Raw genomic sequence first — 17628 nt, 5'->3', positions numbered from 1 at the left:
AGGGGTGCGGGGTGGCCGCGTAGTCGGCAGGGGGTGGAAGGAGGCCGCCGCCGGGGCCCGGCGGCGGCCTGCTCCGGGTGGGTCTCAGCCCTCGACGCCGAGGCGCTCCAGGATCAGCTCCCGCAGGGTCTTCGCGTCGGCCTGACCCCGGGTGGTCTTCATGACCGCGCCGACCAGCGCGCCGACCGCCGCGACCTTGCCGCTGCGGATCTTGTCAGCGATGCCGGGGTTCGCGGCGATCGCCTCGTCCACGGCCGCGGTGAGCGCGCCGGTGTCCGACACGACCTCCAGGCCCCGGCTGGTCATGATCTCGGTGGGCGAGCCCTCACCGTCGACCACGCCCTCCAGCACCGTGCGGGCCATCTTGTCGTTGAGCTTGCCGGCGTCGACAAGCCCCTGCAGCTCGGCGACCTGGGCCGGGGTGGCACCGATCTCGGCCAGCTCCACACCGCTCTCGTTGGCTCGGCGGGACAGCTCACCCAGCCACCACTTGCGGGCCGCGGCCGGGGTGGTTCCGGCGGCCACGGTGGCCTCGATCAGTTCGACCGCGCCGGCGTTCAGCACCGACTGCATGTCCAGGTCGGTCAGGCCCCACTGCTCCTGCAACCGACGCCGGTGCACCCGGGGCAGCTCCGGCAGGGCGGCCTTCAGCTCGGCGACCCAGGCCGGGTCCGGGGCGATCGGCACCAGGTCCGGCTCCGGGAAGTACCGGTAGTCGGTCGCCGTCTCCTTCGAGCGGCCCGAGGTGGTGTCGCCGGTGTCCTCGTGGAAGTGCCGGGTCTCCTGGGTGATCCGGCCGCCCGCGTCGAGCACCGACGCCTGGCGCAGCATCTCCGAACGGACCGCCCGCTCCACCGAGCGCAGCGAGTTGACGTTCTTGGTCTCGGTGCGGGTGCCCCACTCGGCACCCGGCAGGTTGAGCGAGGTGTTCACGTCACAGCGCAGCGAACCCTCCTCCATCCGCACGTCGGAGACGCCGAGAGTGCGGATCACGTCGCGCAGCTCGGCAACGTACGCCTTGGCCACCTCGGGGGCGAGCGCACCGGTGCCGGTGATCGGCTTGGTGACGATCTCCACAAGCGGGATGCCGGCCCGGTTGTAGTCGACAAGCGACTCCGTCGCGCCGTGGATGCGACCCGTGGCGCCACCGACGTGCAGCGTCTTGCCGGTGTCCTCCTCCAGGTGCACCCGCTCGATCTCGATCCGCACCGTCTCGCCACCCACCTCGACGTCCAGGTAACCGTCGACGCAGATCGGCTCGTCGTACTGGCTGATCTGGAAGTTCTTCGGCATGTCCGGGTAGAAGTAGTTCTTCCTGGCGAACCGGCACCACTGCGCGATCGAGCAGTTCAACGCCAGGCCGATCCGGATGATCGCCTCGATGGCCGCCTTGTTGGCCACCGGCAGCGAGCCGGGCAGGCCCAGGCACACCGGGCAGACCCGGGTGTTCGGCTCGCCGCCGAAGTCGGTCGGGCAACCACAGAACATCTTGGTGTTCGTGCCCAGCTCGACGTGGGTCTCCAGGCCGATCACCGGTTCGAAGCGCGCAACGACCTCGTCGTACGCGGGCAGTGTCGTGGTCATGAGACGCTCCAGGCGCGATCCGGGACAGAACCTGTCCAGCCTAATGGGGTTGCCCGATCAATCCTCGGCCGGGTTTCCCGACTCACCGGCAACCCCGAGAGTCAGGTGTGTTCGCGCCGTCACTCGGGTACCTGTCGACCATGACGAATACGGGGAACAACCGATCCGTCAACCACGTCGGCCGAGGTGCGTGGCGTCGCGCGGCGGTGGTCGCCGCGAGTCTGGTGGTGGGGCTCCCGGCGTTGACGGTGGCGCTGCTCGCCCTGGACGGGCGGGAGATCACGTCGCGTGGCGTACTCACGATCTTCCTGTTCGCGTTCCTCCTCGCGGCGTTCGGCGCGGCGGCGACTCTCCTGGCCGGCCACCGGCCAGGAGATCCACAGGCAGCCCCGACCTCCGACCGGACGGTCCGCCAAGCGCTGCGTGCCGGACATGCCGACGACCCGCGCATCGATTCCCTCGCGCGCAGGGAGGCCGAACACCGGATCGGTGGGCGCTGGGTGCTCTGGCTCCTCGGTGTCGGAGTGCTGCTCGAGGCGCTGCTGGTCGTCAGCGCGTCCCGCCCGTCGACCCGGGTGATCGCCGTGGCGCTCGGTGTCTTCTGGGCCGCGCAGGGCTACCTGCGCTGGCGTGACCTGCGGGATGCCCGCCGCTATCTCGCCGGCGACCGCGTCGCCCGAGGGTAGGTCGACGCGCCTGCCCCGCGGTACGCCTGGCGTGCGTAGCGTCGTCGACGACGGGGTACCGAGCGACCATGACGAATACGGGGAGAGAGCGAGGGATGCAGGTCCGGCCGGTGCTCGTCGGGGTGGTCGCGGTATGGGCGGTGGCGGTCGTGGTGACCCTGATCAGCTGGTTCGCCTCCGGGGAGGACCGGAACCCGGACAGCGCAGCCGAGTTGGTGCTCGCCATGGCGCTGCCCGGAGTGGTGGCGGTGGCGATCGCGTACGTCCTGGTGCGCCTGCACCAACGGCGTCGGGGTCGGGGGCGGCCGTGACCGCCGAGGAACGTGTCGTCGCGGACGAGCAGGTGACGCAGGGGCGGCACCACCGCAGCACGTACATTGTCGCCGCGGTCGTCGTGGTCGGCGCCGCCGCAATGGGCACCGCCGCGATTGTCGACGGCGAGACCGGGACCTCTGACCTCCTCGTGGCGTTCGCGCTGATGCTGTTTCCGCCGCTGGTCGGCGCGGTCGTGGCCCTCATTCTCGGCCGCCGGCTGATCAGGCGGACGCCCCCGACAGCCGGTGCCGACCCGGCGACGAGGCGGCGGATCGGGCGGGCGCTGCGCGACGGGTCCACCGACGACCCTCGTCTCGACGCGCTGGCTCGCAGGGAGGCCCGACTCCGGGTCGGTCAGCGCTGGCTGCTGTGGGTGTTCGCGGCGGGTGTCCTCACCCAGCTGCCGGCCCTGGTGAGCGGGGCCCACCCGTTCACCCGCGTGCTGGCCATGCTGCTGATCCTGCTCCTGGTGGCTGCGGCCTGGTATCGCTGGCGTGGCCTGCGGGAGGCCCGCCGTTACCTCACCGGGCCGCCGAGCCAGCCCTGATCGACGCCCAACCCGTCCAGACGCGCGATCGGCGCCGAGGGACATGTCCCTCGGCGCCGATGCGGTGACATCCGGTCTAGAGCGCCGGCGGGGTGAACGTGCCGACGGCGGACTCCAACGCGGCGGCGACCCGGTACATCCGGTCGTCGGCCATGGTCGGGGCCATCACCTGCAGACCCACGGGCAGCCCCTCGGAGAGCCCGCAGGGCACCGAGATGCCCGGCCCGCCGTACAGGTTGGTCGGGATCGTGTACAGGTCGGCCAGGTACATCTGGTACGGATCGGCGGTCCGCGCGCCCATCGGGAACGCCACCGACGGCGTGGTCGGCGAGATCAACGCGTCGACCTGCTCGAACGCGGCGGTGAAGTCCCGGGTGATCAGCGTCCGGACCTTCTGCGCCTGCCCGTAGTACGCGTCGTAGTACCCCGACGACAGGGCGTACGTGCCGATCATGATCCGCCGCTTGACCTCGGGACCGAAGCCGGACTCCCGGGTCAGCGACATGACCTCCTCCAGCGACCGGTTGCCGTCGTCGCCGACCCGCAGGCCGAACCGGACACCATCGAACCGGGCCAGGTTGGAGGAGCACTCGCTCGGGGCGATCAGGTAGTACGCCGGCAGCGCGTACGCGAACGTCGGGCAGGAGATCTCCACGACCTCGGCGCCCATCTTGGTCAGCGCGTCCACCGACTCACGGAACGCGGCCATCACGCCCGGCTCAGCGCCCTCACCGACGAACTCGCTCACGATGCCGAGCCGCACACCGGTCAGGTCACCGGTCGCGCCCAGCTTCGCCGCCGCCACCACGTCCGGCACCGGCTGCGGGATCGAGGTGGAGTCACGCGGGTCGTGCCCACCCATCACCTGGTGCAGCAGGGCCGCGTCGAGCACCGTACGGGCACACGGGCCGGGGGTGTCCAGCGACGAGGAGAAGGCCACCAGCCCATAGCGGGAGGTGCCGCCGTAGGTGGGCTTCGCACCCACGGTGCCGGTGACCGCGCCGGGCTGGCGGATCGAGCCGCCGGTGTCCGAGCCGATCGCCAGCGGCGCCTCGTACGCGGCCAGCGCGGCAGCGCTGCCACCACCCGAACCACCCGGGATCCGGGTCAGGTCCCACGGGTTGAACGTCGGGCCGTAGGCCGAGTATTCGGTGGAGGAGCCCATCGCGAACTCGTCCATGTTGGTCTTGCCGAGCATCACCGTGCCGGCCTCCCGCAGCCGCTGCACGATCGTCGCGTCGTACGGCGGACGCCAGCCCTCAAGGATCTTGGAGCCCACGGTGGTGGGCACGCCCCGGGTGGCGAGCACGTCCTTGACCGCGACCGGCACGCCGGCCAACGGGCCCAGCTCCTCGCCGGCGGCCCGACGCTCGTCCACCGCGCGGGCCGCGGCGAGAGCGCCCTCGGTGTCGACGTGCAGGAAGGCGTGCACCCGGTCGTCGACCGCGGCGATCCGGTCCAGGTGCGCCTGGGTCACCTCGACGGCGGAGGTCTCGCCCCCCGCGACCAGGGCCGCGATCTCCGTCGCAGTCATCTTGATCAGATCGCTCATGCCGTCACTCCGCTTCGCTCCATGACGCCATGAGGCACCACGGCGCTGCAATCCTGATTCGCTCGCTGGCGCTCGCTCATGCCGTCACTCCGCTTCGCTCCATGACGCCATGAGGCACCACGGCGCTGCAATCCTGATTCGCTCGCTGGCGCTCGCTCATGAGGCCACATCCTCGGTCAGGATCCGCGGTACGCGGAACCGCTGGTCCTCGGCGTCGGGCGCGCCCGACAGCGCTTCCTGCGGGGTCAGACACGGAGTGACGACGTCCTCGCGGAAGATGTTGGTCAGCGGCACCGAGTGCGACGTCGGCGGGATGTCCGCGGCGGCGACCTCGCCGACCTGGGCGACCGCCTGGAGGATCACGTCGAGCTGGCCGGCGAACGTGTCCAGCTCCTCCTCGGTGACGGCGAGCCGCGACAGGCGCGCCAGGTGCGCGACCTCCTCGCGGGAGATGGCGGCCATCCGTGCCCCCTTCTGAATTCCTGCTGGTCGGGCGGTGTGCCGGCCGCGCGGCGGGTGGAGCGTGACGCGCGGTGACCGCAGCGAGTCTATTGTTCCGCTCCGGTGCCGCGTCCTCGACTCCCCCTCCGCCGGCCCTCGTGCCGTGTCGGGCGGGTGGGTCAGCGGGTGGGGCGGCGAGCGACATCCGGCTGTGGGGGCCCGCCGGTCGGGCGGACCGGCCGGTACCGGGCCAGCCAGGTAACCAACTCCTCGGCCGGCATGGGCCGAGCGTAGAACCAGCCCTGAGCGGCATCGCAGCCGGCGGCGTGCAGCATCCGCCAGGTCCGCTCGTCCTCGACACCCTCGGCGACCACCCGCAGCCCCAGGGCACCGGCCAGCTCGATCATCGACCGGACGATCGCCGCGTCGTCGGCGTCGTCTGCCATGCCGAGCACGAACGACCGGTCCACCTTCACCTCGGACAGCGGCAGCCGGCGCAGGTGCTGGAGAGAGGAGTAACCGGTGCCGAAGTCGTCCAACGCGATGGCCACCCCGATCCGGTGCAGCCGGGAGATGGTGGCCAGCACCCGGCGCGGGTCAGCCATCAGCGCGCCTTCGGTGATCTCGACCTGCAGCCGCTCGGCCGGCACCCCGTACCGGGCCAGCCGGTCGGCGATCTGGTCGGCGATCTCGCCGGTGTGCAGGTCGCGCACGCTCACGTTCAGCGCCGCGCGCAGGCCGATGCCGGCCGCCGACCACTTGGCGAGCTGCTCCACCACGTCGTCGACGACCCGACGGGTGAGCAGTCGCATCACTGCGCTCTGCTCGGCGACCCGGATGAGCTCCTCCGGGTCGACCATGCCCCGCCGGGGATGCCGCCACCGCAGCAGGGCCTCGACGCCGACCACCTCGCCGGTCGCGATGGCGATCTGCGGCTGGTAGTACATGGTGATTTCCCCGGCGTCGTCGGCCAGCTCAGCGTCCGGGTGCGCCCACCCGGTCGGTTCGAGTGAGTGCCTCGGCGTACCCGGGCCGACGTCCCGCCGTGCCCCGGCGCCGCCGTTGCCCACCGCGCTCCCGTTCGAGGAACGTCGGCCGGTTCCGCTCCCGGCACGCCGCTCCCGGGCCGGGCCGGGCCGAGCGCCGGCGACCGTGGCACGGGCGCTACGGCCCCGGATCGGGTCGGCTCCGGTGGCGATCCGGTTGATCAGCTCGTCGGCGTGCACCCGCTCGGCGTCGGCGCGTCGACGGCGTGCCCACCACCGGCCACCGCCCGGCGACGTCAGTGCCGGGTCAGCGAGTGGCACCGCCTCGGCCGGCGAGGCGCTGGGCAGAGCGGGCTCGGCCGGGGCAACAGCGGCCAGCGCCGCCCCGTCACCGCCGCGCACCTCCGCCGACGCGGCAAGGGGTACGTCGAGCGCCCCGCCGGCCTGGCCCGACTCGTTCTCGATGGGCACCTCGGCCGATGGGCTGGCTTCCAGCACGCGGCGCAGGTCGGCGAGGAGGCCGAGTCGCTCGGCGGAGTTGTGGTCGGACTCGGGGGCGTACACGGCGACGGTGTCGTTGCGGTGCTTGGCGTCGTACATCGCCACGTCGGCGTGGCGCATGAGGGTGGCGAAGTCCTCGCCGTGCTCGGGGAAGAGGGCGATCCCGATCGACCCGCCCACGTCCAGCGGCAGTCCGTCGAGCGGCACCGGCTCGGCCAGCGCCTCCACCACCTGGTCGGCCAGCTCCCGGGCCTGACCGACGTCGGTCAGCCCGGTCATCACGATGGCGAACTCGTCGCCGCCGAGCCGGGCGATCATCTGCGGTCGGGGCTGCACGTCGGTGAGCCGAGCGCTGACCTCGACCAGCAGCCGGTCGCCCACGGCGTGCCCAAGGGCGTCGTTGACGTTCTTGAAGCGGTCCAGGTCGATCAGCAGCAGCGCCAACTGCCCGTCGGGTTCGCCCCGGGCAGTCCGGTCGGCATGCAGGTGCACCTGCTCGGCAACCTCGGCCAGCAGGGCCTTGCGGTTGGGCAACCCGGTCAGCGGGTCGGCGGCGGCGAGGTGCTCCTGTTCGTTTGTCAACCGCGCCATCCGGTAGACGGCGAAGAGCGGCACCAGCACCAGCGGGATCAGCGCGGCGCTGACCCGCGCCGCGGCGACCAGCACCGGGGCGAGCAGCAGCAGTGAGCCGGTGGAGAGCAACTCGAAGCCGAGCCCTTGGCGGAGGGTGGGCCACCACCGGTCGCCGAAACGCAGCCGCACCGCCCAGCTGACCAACCCGTAGTTGACGACGAACCAGGCCAGCGCGGCACCGCCGACGGCGGCCACGTCGGTCCAGTGCAACCGCCCGCCGGAGAAGATGGTGCCCGACCCGAGCTGAATCACCCCGTACGCGGCCGCGAGGGCGCACGCGTACTGGCCGACGTTGAACGCCGTGCGCCACGGGGCGTGCCGCATCCGCCAGCCTGAGACGACCACCCCCACCGCCTGCACCACCACCGCCGGGCCGAGCCCCCAGCCGAGCAGGATCGCGAAGGTGAAGCAGGTGGACGGGAACACCGCGGACGTCTGCCGCCGCCCCGGTGGCACGAACGGGCGCGCGTCGCAGATCACGGCGAGCGCGGCCATCGTCCAGAACGCCACCGGCAGCTGGGACAGCTCGTCGGGGAGCCTCGCGAGTGGAACGGCGGCGGTCAGCGCGGCGACCACCAGGATGCCGGCGACGAAGGCGGCGAACGGTGCGACCCGTCCCGCAGGAAGCGAGTTGCGTGGGTCGGCGACCTCCACCACACCTCCCGACCGGCTATCGGCGTGCCGGTGCGCACGCCGTGACCCAATGAAACGCCCTCGGCCCCCAGTTTCCCGGTATGACAGTCACGAATCGGTCGTAGTCGTAATTAAGTTGGTATACGCGGCCAGTCGCCGCGCCGCCTCCGCGGTCAGCCGGCCGCTTGGGCGACCTCGCGTGCGGCGTCCGGACCGGCGTCGAGCAGGACCCGGAACCCGGCCTCGTCGAGCACCGGCACCTTGAGGCTGATCGCCTTGTCGGCCTTGGACCCGGGGTTGTCCCCCACGACCACGAAGCTCGTCTTCTTGGAGACCGACCCGCTGACCTTGCCACCCCGGCTCTGCACGGCCTCGGCGGCCTGGTCGCGCGAGAAACCGGCGAGCGTGCCGGTCACCACCACTGTCAGCCCCTCCAGCGGGCGCGGCCCCTCGTCGACCGCCTCCTCGGCCATCCGTACGCCGGCCTCGGCCCACTTGCGGACCACCTCGCGGTGCCAGTCCACCGCGAACCACTCCCGGATGCTGGCGGCGATTGTCGGCCCGACCCCGTCGACGGAGGACAGCTCCTCCTCGGTGGCCGCGTCGATGGCGTCCATCGAGCGGAAGTGCCGGGCGAGGGCCTGGGCTGCGGTCGGGCCGACGTGCCGGATGGAGAGCGCCACCAGCACCCGCCACAGCTCGCGCTCCCGGGCGACCGCGAGATTGTCCAGCAACTTGGCCGCGTTGCTGCCGAGGGTGCCGTCCTTGTTGACGAAGAACGGTGAGGCGGCGAGTTGCCCTGCGTCGAGCTGGAACAGGTCGCCCTCATTGGTGATGATCTGCCCATCCAGCAGCGCGGCGGCACTCTTCATACCGAGCGCCTCAATGTCGAGCACCCTGCGGCTCGCCAGGTAGAAGACCCGCTCGCGGATCTGTCCCGGGCAGGTCCGCGCGTTGGGGCAGCGGATGTCGACGTCGCTCTCCTTGGCCGGGGCCAGTGGCGTGCCGCAGGACGGGCAGGTGGTGGGCATCACGAACGGACGCGCGTCGGCGGGACGCAGGTCGACCACCGGGCCGAGCACCTCGGGGATCACGTCACCGGCCTTGCGCAGCACCACCGTGTCGCCGATCAACACGCCCTTGCGTTCCACCTCGCGGGCGTTGTGCAGAGTGGCCTGGGCGACCGTCGAGCCCGCCACGTGCACCGGCTCCAGCACCGCGAACGGGGTGACTCGCCCCGTGCGCCCCACCCCGACCTCGATGTCGAGCAGCTTGGTGGTGACCTCCTCCGGCGGGTACTTGAAGGCGATCGCCCAGCGCGGGGCACGACTTGTCGACCCGAGCCGACCCTGGATGGAGACCGGATCGACCTTGACCACCACGCCGTCGATCTCGTGCTCGACGTCGTGTCGGTGCTTGGCGTAGTAGGCGATGTATTCCGCCACGCCGGCCAGGTCCGGAACGACCCGCCACCGGTCGCTGGTCGGCAACCCCCAGGACCTGATCGCCGCGTACGACTCGGACTGCGCGGTGGGCTGGAACCCACGCCGGGCGCCGATGCCGTGCACCACCAGGCGCAGGGGCCGGGAGGCGGTGACCCGCGGATCCTTCTGCCGAAGGCTGCCCGCTGCGGCATTGCGGGGGTTGGCGAAGGGCGCCTTGCCCTGCTCCACCAGACCCGCGTTGAGATCGGCGAACGCGGCGACCGGGAAGTAGATCTCGCCCCGGACCTCCACCAACTCGGGAATGTCCGGGAAGTCGGCGGACGGGGTGAGCTGGCTGGGCACGTCCCGGATGCTGCGCACGTTGGCGGTGACGTCCTCACCGGTGCGCCCGTCGCCCCGGGTGGCGGCCCGGACCAGTCGGCCGTTCTCGTAGGTCAGGTTGATCGCCAGACCGTCGACCTTCAGCTCGCACAGGTAGGGCACCGGGCCGCCGGCGTCCCGTTCGACCCGCTCGGCCCAGGCCGCCAACTCCTCGTCGGCGAAGGCGTTGTCGAGCGAGAGCATTCGTTCGGCATGGGCGACCGGGGTGAAGTCGGTGGAGAACGAGCCACCCACCCGCTGGGTCGGCGAATCGGGCGTCCGTAGCGCCGGGAACTCCGCCTCCAACGCCTCCAGCTCGCGCAACTGCCGGTCGAAGTCGGCGTCGGGGATGGTCGGCGTGTCCAACACGTAGTAGCGGTATTGGTGCTCGGTCAACTCCTGGCTGAGCGTGGCATGCCGCTCCCGGGCCTGCGGCGTCGGCTCAGCCCCGGCCGCCGCCTCCTGCGCCGGGCTGACCTGCTGACCGATCTGTTCCTCGGACACACCGCTACCTTCGGACACGCCTGCGACCTCCCTGATCACGCTACTCCGGCACCGTATCGGGCCGGTGAGACAATCCGCCGCCCGCCCGCGCCAGGAGCGACGTCCCCCTCACCCGCCCACCTTGACCGTGGGGTGGCTCGGGGCGGCGGGGCAGCCCCGGTGTGGTTGGCGGGCGGCACGGGCGGCGGCGTGCGAGGATCGCCGCGACGGTGCGACCGGCGGGTCGCCGGGAGGCGGAGGTACGGATGCCCGAGGCGCTGCTCTGGGCGGTGGCGATCCTGCTGACGGTGGCCGCTGGCTGGGCGTGGAACAGCTGGCGACACCGGGTCGCCAACCGGCGTGCAGGCCGGCCGGGCACTCGGCCGGGTCGGGGTGGCACCGGCGGCCGCCGTCCCACGGCGCCGAAGCCACGCGGCACCGATCGGCCATCTGCCAAACCCCGCTCGCGCGCCACCCCGCAGCCCGGCGAGATCTGGTGGGCCGACGTGCCGTACGCCGACGGCAGCGGGTCGAAGGTGCGCCCTTGTCTGGTGCTGCGCGCCGACTCCCGAGGCGCCGACGTCCTGAAGATCACCAGTCAGGACAAGAGCAACCGGGACGACCACGTACGGATTCCCACCCGGGACTGGGACCCCGGCGCGGAGCACGACAGCTACCTCAGCCTGACCGAGCCGATCCGCCTCACCTCGGCCGCCTTCGCCGACCACGCCGGCCGCTGCGACGCCGACCTGTGGCGCAAGATCCGCAGCCTGCGCCACCTCCCCACCTCCTGACCACCAACCGGTCATGATCCACTCGGGTTCCTGAAAGCTGCGGTGTCCTGGGCTTCCGGATGCCCCGGTTTCAAGACGCCGAGTCGATCAGTCCCAGGCCGCGCCGAGCGTGGCGAGCTGGTCTGCGTACTCGATGCGGTTGGCCCACTCGCGGGGCCAGGCGGTCATGCCGACGGCCGCGCCGACGAACGCGCCGGCCAGGGCGGCGATCGAGTCGGAGTCACCGGCGGTGGTCGCGCCTCGGGCCAGGGCCGCGACCGGGTCGTCGGCGTGCCGTACGGCGCAGAGCAGCGCGGTGGCCAGCGCCTCCTCGGCCACCCAGCCCTCCCCGGTGACTCGGCACGGGTCACCGCCGTCGTCCGGCTGACCGAGGGCGCTCGTCAGTCGGCCGAGCACCGCCAGGCACTCGTCCCAGCCTTGGGCGATGAACGCCTCCGGAGAACGCGAGCCGGCGCGCTGCCAGAGGTCACCCAGCCACCGCTCCCGGTAGATCAGGCGCTGGGCCAGCGCCCGCTCGGTGAGCACCGCAGGAAGCTCCGGCAGGGTGGCACCCGCGCGCAGCGCGAACACCGCGTACGCGGTGAGTTCGCTGGCGGCCAGCCCGGTCGGGTGGCCGTGGGTCAGCCCGGCCTGGAGCTGGGCCAACCCGGCGAGCGTGTCCAGGTCGACGTCGAGCAACCCGACCGGGGTGACCCGCATGTTGGCCCCGCAGCCCTTCGAGTCGACGACGCTCGCCTCCTGCCAGCGCACTCCACGACTCAGCTCGGCGCAGGCGCGCAGGCAGGTCATCCCCGGGGCACGGTTGTTGTCCGGGCTGATCGCCCAGGCCAGGAAGCGCTGCCGCAGCAGTGGCTGGACCGCCTCCGGCGTGAACGACGGCGCCTCGTGCAGCGCCCAACCCACCGCCAGTGCCATCTGGGTGTCGTCGGTGACCAGCACCGGCTCGCCGGACAGCTCACGCGGACCGGTCGGGCCGTACCGGCGCTCGATCTCGGCGACGGTCAGGAACTCGGTGGGCTTGCCCAGCGCGTCACCGTAGGCGAGGCCGAAGAGCGAGCCGGAGGCGCGGAGCGCGGGAGTGTGGATCATGGCGGCCATGATGCCTGGCCGCCGCAACCCATGCCCTGGGTCAGTCCCAGCAGAGGCAGAACGGGTGGCCGGCCGGATCGGCGTAGACCCGGAAGCCCTCGCCCTCACCCGGCAGCCGCCGAGCGCCGAGCGCGAGCACTGCCTTCTCGGCGGCCTCGATGTCGTCCACCGTCACATCCAGGTGGAACTGCTGTGGACGCTCCGGGTCCGGCCAGGCCGGTGGCCGCAGGTCGGGCGCCTGCTGGAAGGCCAGACGCGGCTGGTGGCCGGGCGGACCGCCCAGCACCACCCAGTCGGACTCCGTCTCGCCCTCGGCGATAGGCACGCCGAGCAGCTCGGCGTAGAACCCCGCCAATGCCCGGGGATCCGGGCAATCGATCACCACTGAACGCAGCTGTCCAATCATGACCGTCATCCTGCCCAGCGGGTACGACAGGAAACCTCAGTCCTCGGCGAATCGCCGTCCCGCGTCCCGGCACGCGGCGAGCACCGCCCGGGCGTACTGCGGGGTCGCGCCGGCGAGGCCGCAGGCCGGAGTGACCACCACCTGCTCGGCGAGCTGCCGACGGGGAAAGCCGAGGCGGTCCCAGAGCTGGCGTACCCGATCAGCGATCTGCGCGGAGGTCGGCGCGTTACCGGCCGACGGCGGCTGGGTCGGCGCGGCCCCGGCCAGCAACCCGAGGCCGGCGTCGATCGCCTCGCCCAGCGGGTCCAGCTTGGTCACCAGGTCCAGGTCGAGGGCGACCGCGACGGCGCCGGTGGAGCGGATCAGCTCCAGCGGCACGTCCGGAGCGCAGCAGTGCACCACCGTCGGCACGCCTACCGCCTCGACGACAGTGCGCAGCAGGGCGGCCGCATCCACCGAATCGACCGCCCGGTACGCGCCCAGGCCACTCTCGGTCGGCACCCGCCCGGCCAGCACGGTCGGCAGGGACGGTTCGTCCAGTTGCAGCAGCACCGACGCCTGGGGCAGCCGCCGGGCCACCGCCGCGACGTGCGCGCGCAGCCCCTCGGCGAGGGAGCCGGTCAGGTCGCGGACCGCGCCGGGATCGCGCAGCAGACGGCCACCGATCGGCAGCTCCAGGGAGGCGGCGAGCGTGAGTGGGCCGGCGGCCTGCACCTTGATCGGCCCGGCGTACCCCTCGGCCTGCTCGGCGAGCTGGTCCAGGTCTCGTTCCATCAGGTCCCGGGCCCGGCGAAGGTCGCGGCCCGGGCGTGGGGCGACTTGCCACCGCCCCGCGTACACCTCGACGGGCAGCTCGACGAGCAGCCCGGCGGAGCGGCCGATCATGTCCGCGCCAGGACCGCGCGCCGGCAACTCGGGTAGGTGGGGCAGCTCGGGAAGCTCACCGAGGACCACCCGCTGAGCCTCGCCGATGTCGGTGCCGGGCAGCGAACCAATTCCGGTTGCCGCGCCGGCCGGCCAGGGCCACGCCTGATCTGTCACGGCCGAAGGCTATCCCGCGTACACCCGGGCCGTGCGGTCAGCCGGTGATGGTCGCCGAGCCGAGGACCACGTCGCCGGCCGGGTCCGGTCGGTACGCCACCAGGGCCTGGCCGGCGGCGACACCGCGTACCGGTCGGCGCAGCTCGGCGTGCAGCTGGTCACCGTCGAGGGCGACGGTCGCCGGCACCACGTCGCCGTGCGCGCGCAGCTGCACCTCGCACTCGACCGGCGCGTCCGGACGTGCGCCGCCGGTCCAGACGGGGCGTACGGCACGCACGTCGGACACGTCGAGCGCCTCGGCCGGGCCGACCGTCACCGTGTTGGTCTTCGGCGTGATGGAGAGCACGTAGCGTGGCCGCCCGTCCGGGGCGGGCCGGTCCAGGTGCAGCCCGCGACGCTGCCCCACGGTGTACGCGTACGCGCCGCTGTGACTGCCGACCACCGCGCCGGTGCTCGCGTCGACCACGTCGCCGGGCGCCTCGCCGAGCCGGCCGGCCAGGAAGCCACGGGTGTCACCGTCGGCGATGAAGCAGATGTCGTGCGAGTCCGGTTTGTCGGCCACCGCCAGGCCACGCTCGGCGGCCTCGGCGCGGACCTGCGCCTTGGTCAAGTCACCGAGCGGGAAGATCGACCGGTCCAGTTGCTCGCGGGTGAGCACGGCCAGCACGTACGACTGGTCCTTTGCCAGGTCGACACTGCGCCGCAGCAGCCCGTCCGCGCCGAGCCGGGCATGGTGCCCGGTCACCACCGCGTCGAAGCCCAGGGCCACCGCCCGGTCCAGCACCGCCGCGAACTTGATCTTCTCGTTGCAGCGCAGGCAGGGGTTCGGCGTACGGCCGGCGGCGTATTCGGCGACGAAGTCGTCGACCACGTCCTCGTGGAAGCGGTCGGCCATGTCCCAGACGTAGAACGGGATGCCGATCACGTCGGCGGCCCGGCGGGCGTCCCGGGAATCCTCCAGGGTGCAGCAGCCGCGCGCTCCGGTCCGATAGGTCTGTGGGTTGCGGGCCAGCGCCAGGTGCACGCCGGTCACGTCATGCCCGGCCGCCACCGCGCGAGCCGCCGCCACGGCCGAGTCAACCCCGCCCGACATCGCCGCCAGAACCCTCACCGACCGACTCCCTTCACCGTCCGCACAGCAACCCTATCCACCAGCTCCGAAAACCCCCGAACCCTGCTCAGCGGGGGGTGCGGAGGGCGGCGGCCCGGCGGGCTCGGTCTACCGCCGCCGGGAGGGCCGCGATGAGGGCGTCGACGTCGGCCTGGGTGCTCGTGTGGCCCAGCGAGAAGCGCAGCGAGGATCGAGCGCGGTCGTCGTCGGCGCCCATCGCGAGCAGCACGTGTGAGGGCTGAGCCACGCCGGCCGAGCAGGCGGAGCCGGTCGAGCAGGCGATCCCCTGGGCGTCGAGCAGGAGCAGCAGAGCGTCGCCCTCGCAGCCGGGGAAGGAGAAGTGCGCATTGCCGGGCAGCCGGTCGGTCGGGGCGCCGTTGTAGATCACCTCGGGCACCGCCTGACGGACCCGCTCGACCAGGTCGTCGCGGAGCGCGGCCACCCGGGCCGCGTACTCCTGCTGGCCCTTCACGGCCCTCTCGACGGCGACCGCGAAGGCGACGATGCCGGCGGTGTCCAGGGTGCCGGAGCGGATGTCGCGTTCCTGGCCGCCGCCGTGCAGCAGCGGCGTGGCCGCCACGTCCCGGGCGAGCAGCAGCGCGCCTACCCCGGTGGGACCACCCAGCTTGTGCCCGGTGATGGTCAGCGCGGAGACCCCGCTGGCGGCGAAGTCGACGGGCACCTGACCGACCGCCTGGATGGCGTCGGTGTGGAACGGCACGCCGTGTTCGGCGGCGACGGCGGCCAGCTCGGCCACCGGCTGGACGGTGCCCACCTCGTTGTTCGCCCACATCGCGGTGACCACGGCCACCCGGTCGGCGTGGGCGGTCAACTCGGCACGGAGCACCTGCGGGTCGAGTCGACCGGCGGCGTCCACCGGCAGCCAGCCGACCTCGGCGCCCTCGTGCTGGGCCAGCCAGTCGACCGCGTCCAGCACCGCGTGGTGCTCGACGGCGCTGGAGACCACCCGGCGGCGGTCGGGGCCGGCTCCCCGGCGGGCCCAGAAGATGCCCTTGACGGCCAGGTTGTCGCTCTCCGTGCCGCCACCGGTGAAGATCACCTCGGAGGGCCGGGCGCCCAGCACGGCGGCCACCTGCTCGCGTGACTCTTCGACCCGGCGGCGGGCACGGCGGCCCGACGCGTGCAGGGAGGACGCGTTGCCGACCTCGCGGGCGGTAGCGACGTACGCCTCCAGTGCCTCGTCGAGCATCGGAGTCGTTGCCGCGTGATCCAGGTAAGCCATCACCGTTCAGCGTACGGCCGACACCTTGGGGGCCGGATGCCGGAGGGGACTCCACCCAACGGCCGGGATGGAACTCCCACCCCGGGCCCGGTCAGGCGGGCACCGCGGTGACGACGATGTTGTCGCGGTATTTGCGCGCCTTGGCGTCGAACGGCCCGCCACAGGTGATCAGAGTCAGCCGCGGCTTGCCGTCGCGGGCGAAGTACCGGTCCAGCGGGATCTTGGTCTTGGCGTACTCCTCCCGGGCGACCACCCGGTAGCGCCGGGCCGCGCCGTCGCTGCCGGTCACGGTCACCGTGTCACCCTGGTCCAGCTCTCGCAGCCGGAAGAACGCACCCCTACCCTGCTCGGCGCTGTCCACGTGACCGGCGACGACCACCGAGCCGGCATCCGCCTCAAGGCCGGGGCCGTAGCGGTACCAGCCGATCTCATCGACGCTCGGCGGCACCTCGAACTCGTTCGTCCGCTCGTTGATGCCGACCGCGTCGACGGTGGCGGTGACGTCGATCGCCGGGATCAGCAGCCGTACCGGCGGGATGGTCTCCGCGCTGGAGGGCAGCTCACCGGCGGTCACCGGCACGGACGGGTCGCCGCTGGCGGTAGCGGTCGGCGGGGCGCTGGCCAGCGCGCTCGCCTGGGCGGCACCCACGGTCCTCGCCGGCTGGGCGGCGCACGCCAGCAGGGCGGCGACGGTGAGCGCGGCAACGCCGGCGGCCAGGGCCGCCAGCGCGCCGCGATTGCGCACCGTCACTTGCGGCCGGTCCGTGCGGTCGCCATCCGCACCCCACCACCGAGCAGCAGGAGTACGCCGGCACCGGTGAGCACGTACCACCAGGTGCCCACGCCCGTGCCGGCCTGACCACCGTCACCGCTGGGCACGCCGCCCGGGGCGGAGTGCAGGCCGGTGATGGTCTGGGCCACCACGTCGAGGGTCTTGCCCTCGGCGGAGCCGATCGCGTAGACGATCGTGGCGGTGCCCTCCTTGAGGTTGAGGTCCGCCGGGCCGATGGCCACGGTGTCGGTGCCGGCCAGCACCACGTCCGCCTTCACGTTTCCCGCGTCGACGTCGCCCTTGGCCTCGTTGGGGTTGGTGAGGCCTTCGAAGACCGGGGTGCCACCGGCGCGTACGTCGACCGCCGGGGCGGCGGCGGTGTGCCGGACGATCAGCCGGGCCTTACCGGCAGCGACCTTCGAGACGTCGTTCACGAACGGCGTGATCTTCGGCTGGCCGGCGGCGTCGAGGTGCGCCGCGATGCTGATGTTCGCCCCGCCGGGCACCGCCGCGTTGTCGGCCTTGAGGATCGCGCTGCCGATCGGCTCGCCGGGCTTGGTGAGCGCGATGTCGTAGTCGCCCTCCTCCAGGTTCAGCGGGCCGGCGACGTCGCCGGGCTTGAAGTTCTCCAGCGTCTTCTTGCCGTTGACGTAGACGTCGACCGGGGTGTCCGGGATGCCGTGCACGACGGAGACCTTCGACGTGGCGGCGTACGCGGGGGTGGCGGTGAACGCGCCGACGCCAGCGAAGGCCAGCGCGGCGACCGCGCCGCCTGCGGCGACCCGACGGAAGTACGAGAGCTGCATGTCTGCCTCCTGATAGTTGGTGCTGATTCGTCAGGCCTGGCTTGCAGAACGGGTTACGCCGACTCTCGGACGGCTGGATGCGAGTTGGCGGCGCTTTTCTTTTCCGGCTCCGACTGCATCCAAAGCGGGCCCAGGGGGCGAAGAGCTGCTGAGATGACATCGACCGGAGGAGTGGGGCGAGGGCTGTGGCAGCTACAGTC

At 72.4% G+C, this 17628-nt stretch carries 16 protein-coding genes; 4 read left to right on the top strand and 12 right to left on the bottom strand.

Annotated elements, in window-relative coordinates:
* Positions 1-84 precede the first annotated feature (84 nt).
* Positions 85-1584, bottom strand: a complete 1500-nt coding sequence (gatB, locus tag IF46_RS0106600; RefSeq protein ID WP_030487387.1) for an Asp-tRNA(Asn)/Glu-tRNA(Gln) amidotransferase subunit GatB — start codon at positions 1582-1584, stop codon at positions 85-87.
* Between the two features lie 140 nt (positions 1585-1724).
* Between gatB and IF46_RS0106595 the strand changes: the two genes are divergently transcribed.
* From IF46_RS0106595 to IF46_RS0106585, 3 genes are all read left to right on the top strand, one after another.
* Positions 1725-2270: a hypothetical protein gene (locus IF46_RS0106595; RefSeq protein ID WP_157562702.1), complete on the top strand. Its 546-nt coding sequence runs from the start codon at positions 1725-1727 to the stop codon at positions 2268-2270.
* 95 nt (positions 2271-2365) lie between these two features.
* Positions 2366-2581 (top strand): hypothetical protein, encoded by a 216-nt coding sequence (locus IF46_RS0106590; protein ID WP_030487385.1) that lies wholly within the window; start codon positions 2366-2368, stop codon positions 2579-2581.
* The gene (locus tag IF46_RS0106585) at positions 2578-3132 is read left to right on the top strand and encodes a hypothetical protein (protein WP_030487384.1); all 555 of its coding nucleotides are present in this window, start codon (positions 2578-2580) and stop codon (positions 3130-3132) included. Before IF46_RS0106590 ends, IF46_RS0106585 begins: the two co-directional genes overlap by 4 nt.
* Positions 3133-3208: 76 nt before the next feature.
* Here IF46_RS0106585 and gatA read toward each other — a convergent pair whose 3' ends face one another.
* The 4 genes from gatA to ligA form a co-directional block, all read right to left on the bottom strand.
* Complete coding sequence (gene gatA, locus IF46_RS0106580; protein WP_030487383.1) at positions 3209-4684, bottom strand: Asp-tRNA(Asn)/Glu-tRNA(Gln) amidotransferase subunit GatA; 1476 nt, start codon at positions 4682-4684, stop codon at positions 3209-3211.
* Between the two features lie 156 nt (positions 4685-4840).
* The gene (gatC, locus tag IF46_RS0106575; protein ID WP_007456314.1) at positions 4841-5146 is read right to left on the bottom strand and encodes an Asp-tRNA(Asn)/Glu-tRNA(Gln) amidotransferase subunit GatC; all 306 of its coding nucleotides are present in this window, start codon (positions 5144-5146) and stop codon (positions 4841-4843) included.
* Between the two features lie 158 nt (positions 5147-5304).
* Positions 5305-7899 carry a putative bifunctional diguanylate cyclase/phosphodiesterase gene (locus tag IF46_RS0106570; protein ID WP_051723748.1) on the bottom strand — a complete coding sequence of 865 codons (2595 nt, stop codon included), beginning with the start codon at positions 7897-7899 and terminating at the stop codon, positions 5305-5307.
* Between the two features lie 152 nt (positions 7900-8051).
* Positions 8052-10187, bottom strand: coding sequence for an NAD-dependent DNA ligase LigA (ligA, locus tag IF46_RS0106565; protein ID WP_030487381.1), 2136 nt, complete (start codon positions 10185-10187; stop codon positions 8052-8054).
* A 209-nt stretch (positions 10188-10396) separates the two neighbouring features.
* On the opposite strand from ligA, the gene IF46_RS0106560 reads away from it, so the two are divergent.
* Positions 10397-10960, top strand: a complete 564-nt coding sequence (locus IF46_RS0106560; protein ID WP_269638314.1) for a type II toxin-antitoxin system PemK/MazF family toxin — start codon at positions 10397-10399, stop codon at positions 10958-10960.
* Positions 10961-11047: 87 nt separating this feature from the next.
* On the opposite strand, the gene IF46_RS0106555 is transcribed toward IF46_RS0106560, so the two are convergent.
* From IF46_RS0106555 to IF46_RS0106525, 7 genes are all read right to left on the bottom strand, one after another.
* Positions 11048-12058, bottom strand: a complete 1011-nt coding sequence (locus IF46_RS0106555; RefSeq protein WP_030487379.1) for an ADP-ribosylglycohydrolase family protein — start codon at positions 12056-12058, stop codon at positions 11048-11050.
* Positions 12059-12089: 31 nt separating this feature from the next.
* On the bottom strand, positions 12090-12455 hold the full coding sequence (locus IF46_RS0106550; RefSeq protein ID WP_030487378.1) for a VOC family protein: 366 nt from the start codon (positions 12453-12455) through the stop codon (positions 12090-12092).
* A 36-nt stretch (positions 12456-12491) separates the two neighbouring features.
* Positions 12492-13496: a methionine synthase gene (locus tag IF46_RS0106545; protein WP_030487377.1), complete on the bottom strand. Its 1005-nt coding sequence runs from the start codon at positions 13494-13496 to the stop codon at positions 12492-12494.
* 37 nt (positions 13497-13533) lie between these two features.
* Complete coding sequence (mnmA, locus tag IF46_RS0106540; RefSeq protein WP_036391250.1) at positions 13534-14607, bottom strand: tRNA 2-thiouridine(34) synthase MnmA; 1074 nt, start codon at positions 14605-14607, stop codon at positions 13534-13536.
* A gap of 67 nt (positions 14608-14674) precedes the next feature.
* Complete coding sequence (locus IF46_RS0106535; RefSeq protein WP_030487375.1) at positions 14675-15850, bottom strand: cysteine desulfurase family protein; 1176 nt, start codon at positions 15848-15850, stop codon at positions 14675-14677.
* Between the two features lie 91 nt (positions 15851-15941).
* Positions 15942-16601 carry a class F sortase gene (locus IF46_RS0106530; protein ID WP_030487374.1) on the bottom strand — a complete coding sequence of 220 codons (660 nt, stop codon included), beginning with the start codon at positions 16599-16601 and terminating at the stop codon, positions 15942-15944.
* The gene (locus tag IF46_RS0106525; RefSeq protein ID WP_030487373.1) at positions 16598-17428 is read right to left on the bottom strand and encodes a DUF4397 domain-containing protein; all 831 of its coding nucleotides are present in this window, start codon (positions 17426-17428) and stop codon (positions 16598-16600) included. The genes IF46_RS0106530 and IF46_RS0106525 overlap by 4 nt, the downstream gene beginning before the upstream one ends.
* Positions 17429-17628 lie beyond the last annotated feature (200 nt).

Origin of the sequence: Micromonospora chokoriensis (genome assembly GCF_000718555.1) — a bacterium.
Classification (GTDB): Bacteria; Actinomycetota; Actinomycetes; order Mycobacteriales; family Micromonosporaceae; genus Micromonospora; species Micromonospora chokoriensis_B.
The sequence above is the reverse complement of the archived record's forward strand: the minus strand, read 5'-3'. Positions and strand labels throughout refer to the sequence as shown.

What these genes read in the sequence shown, in the direction of transcription:
- IF46_RS0106535 (WP_030487375.1), bottom strand. Translation starts at nt 15,850, where the DNA reads ATGGCTTACCTGGATCACGCGGCAACGACTCCGATGCTCGACGAGGCA.
- gatB (WP_030487387.1), bottom strand. Translation starts at nt 1,584, where the DNA reads ATGACCACGACACTGCCCGCGTACGACGAGGTCGTTGCGCGCTTCGAA.
- IF46_RS0106590 (WP_030487385.1), top strand. Translation starts at nt 2,366, where the DNA reads ATGCAGGTCCGGCCGGTGCTCGTCGGGGTGGTCGCGGTATGGGCGGTG.
- gatA (WP_030487383.1), bottom strand. Translation starts at nt 4,684, where the DNA reads ATGAGCGATCTGATCAAGATGACTGCGACGGAGATCGCGGCCCTGGTC.
- IF46_RS0106595 (WP_157562702.1), top strand. Translation starts at nt 1,725, where the DNA reads ATGACGAATACGGGGAACAACCGATCCGTCAACCACGTCGGCCGAGGT.
- IF46_RS0106550 (WP_030487378.1), bottom strand. Translation starts at nt 12,455, where the DNA reads ATGATTGGACAGCTGCGTTCAGTGGTGATCGATTGCCCGGATCCCCGG.
- gatC (WP_007456314.1), bottom strand. Translation starts at nt 5,146, where the DNA reads ATGGCCGCCATCTCCCGCGAGGAGGTCGCGCACCTGGCGCGCCTGTCG.
- IF46_RS0106555 (WP_030487379.1), bottom strand. Translation starts at nt 12,058, where the DNA reads ATGGCCGCCATGATCCACACTCCCGCGCTCCGCGCCTCCGGCTCGCTC.
- IF46_RS0106525 (WP_030487373.1), bottom strand. Translation starts at nt 17,428, where the DNA reads ATGCAGCTCTCGTACTTCCGTCGGGTCGCCGCAGGCGGCGCGGTCGCC.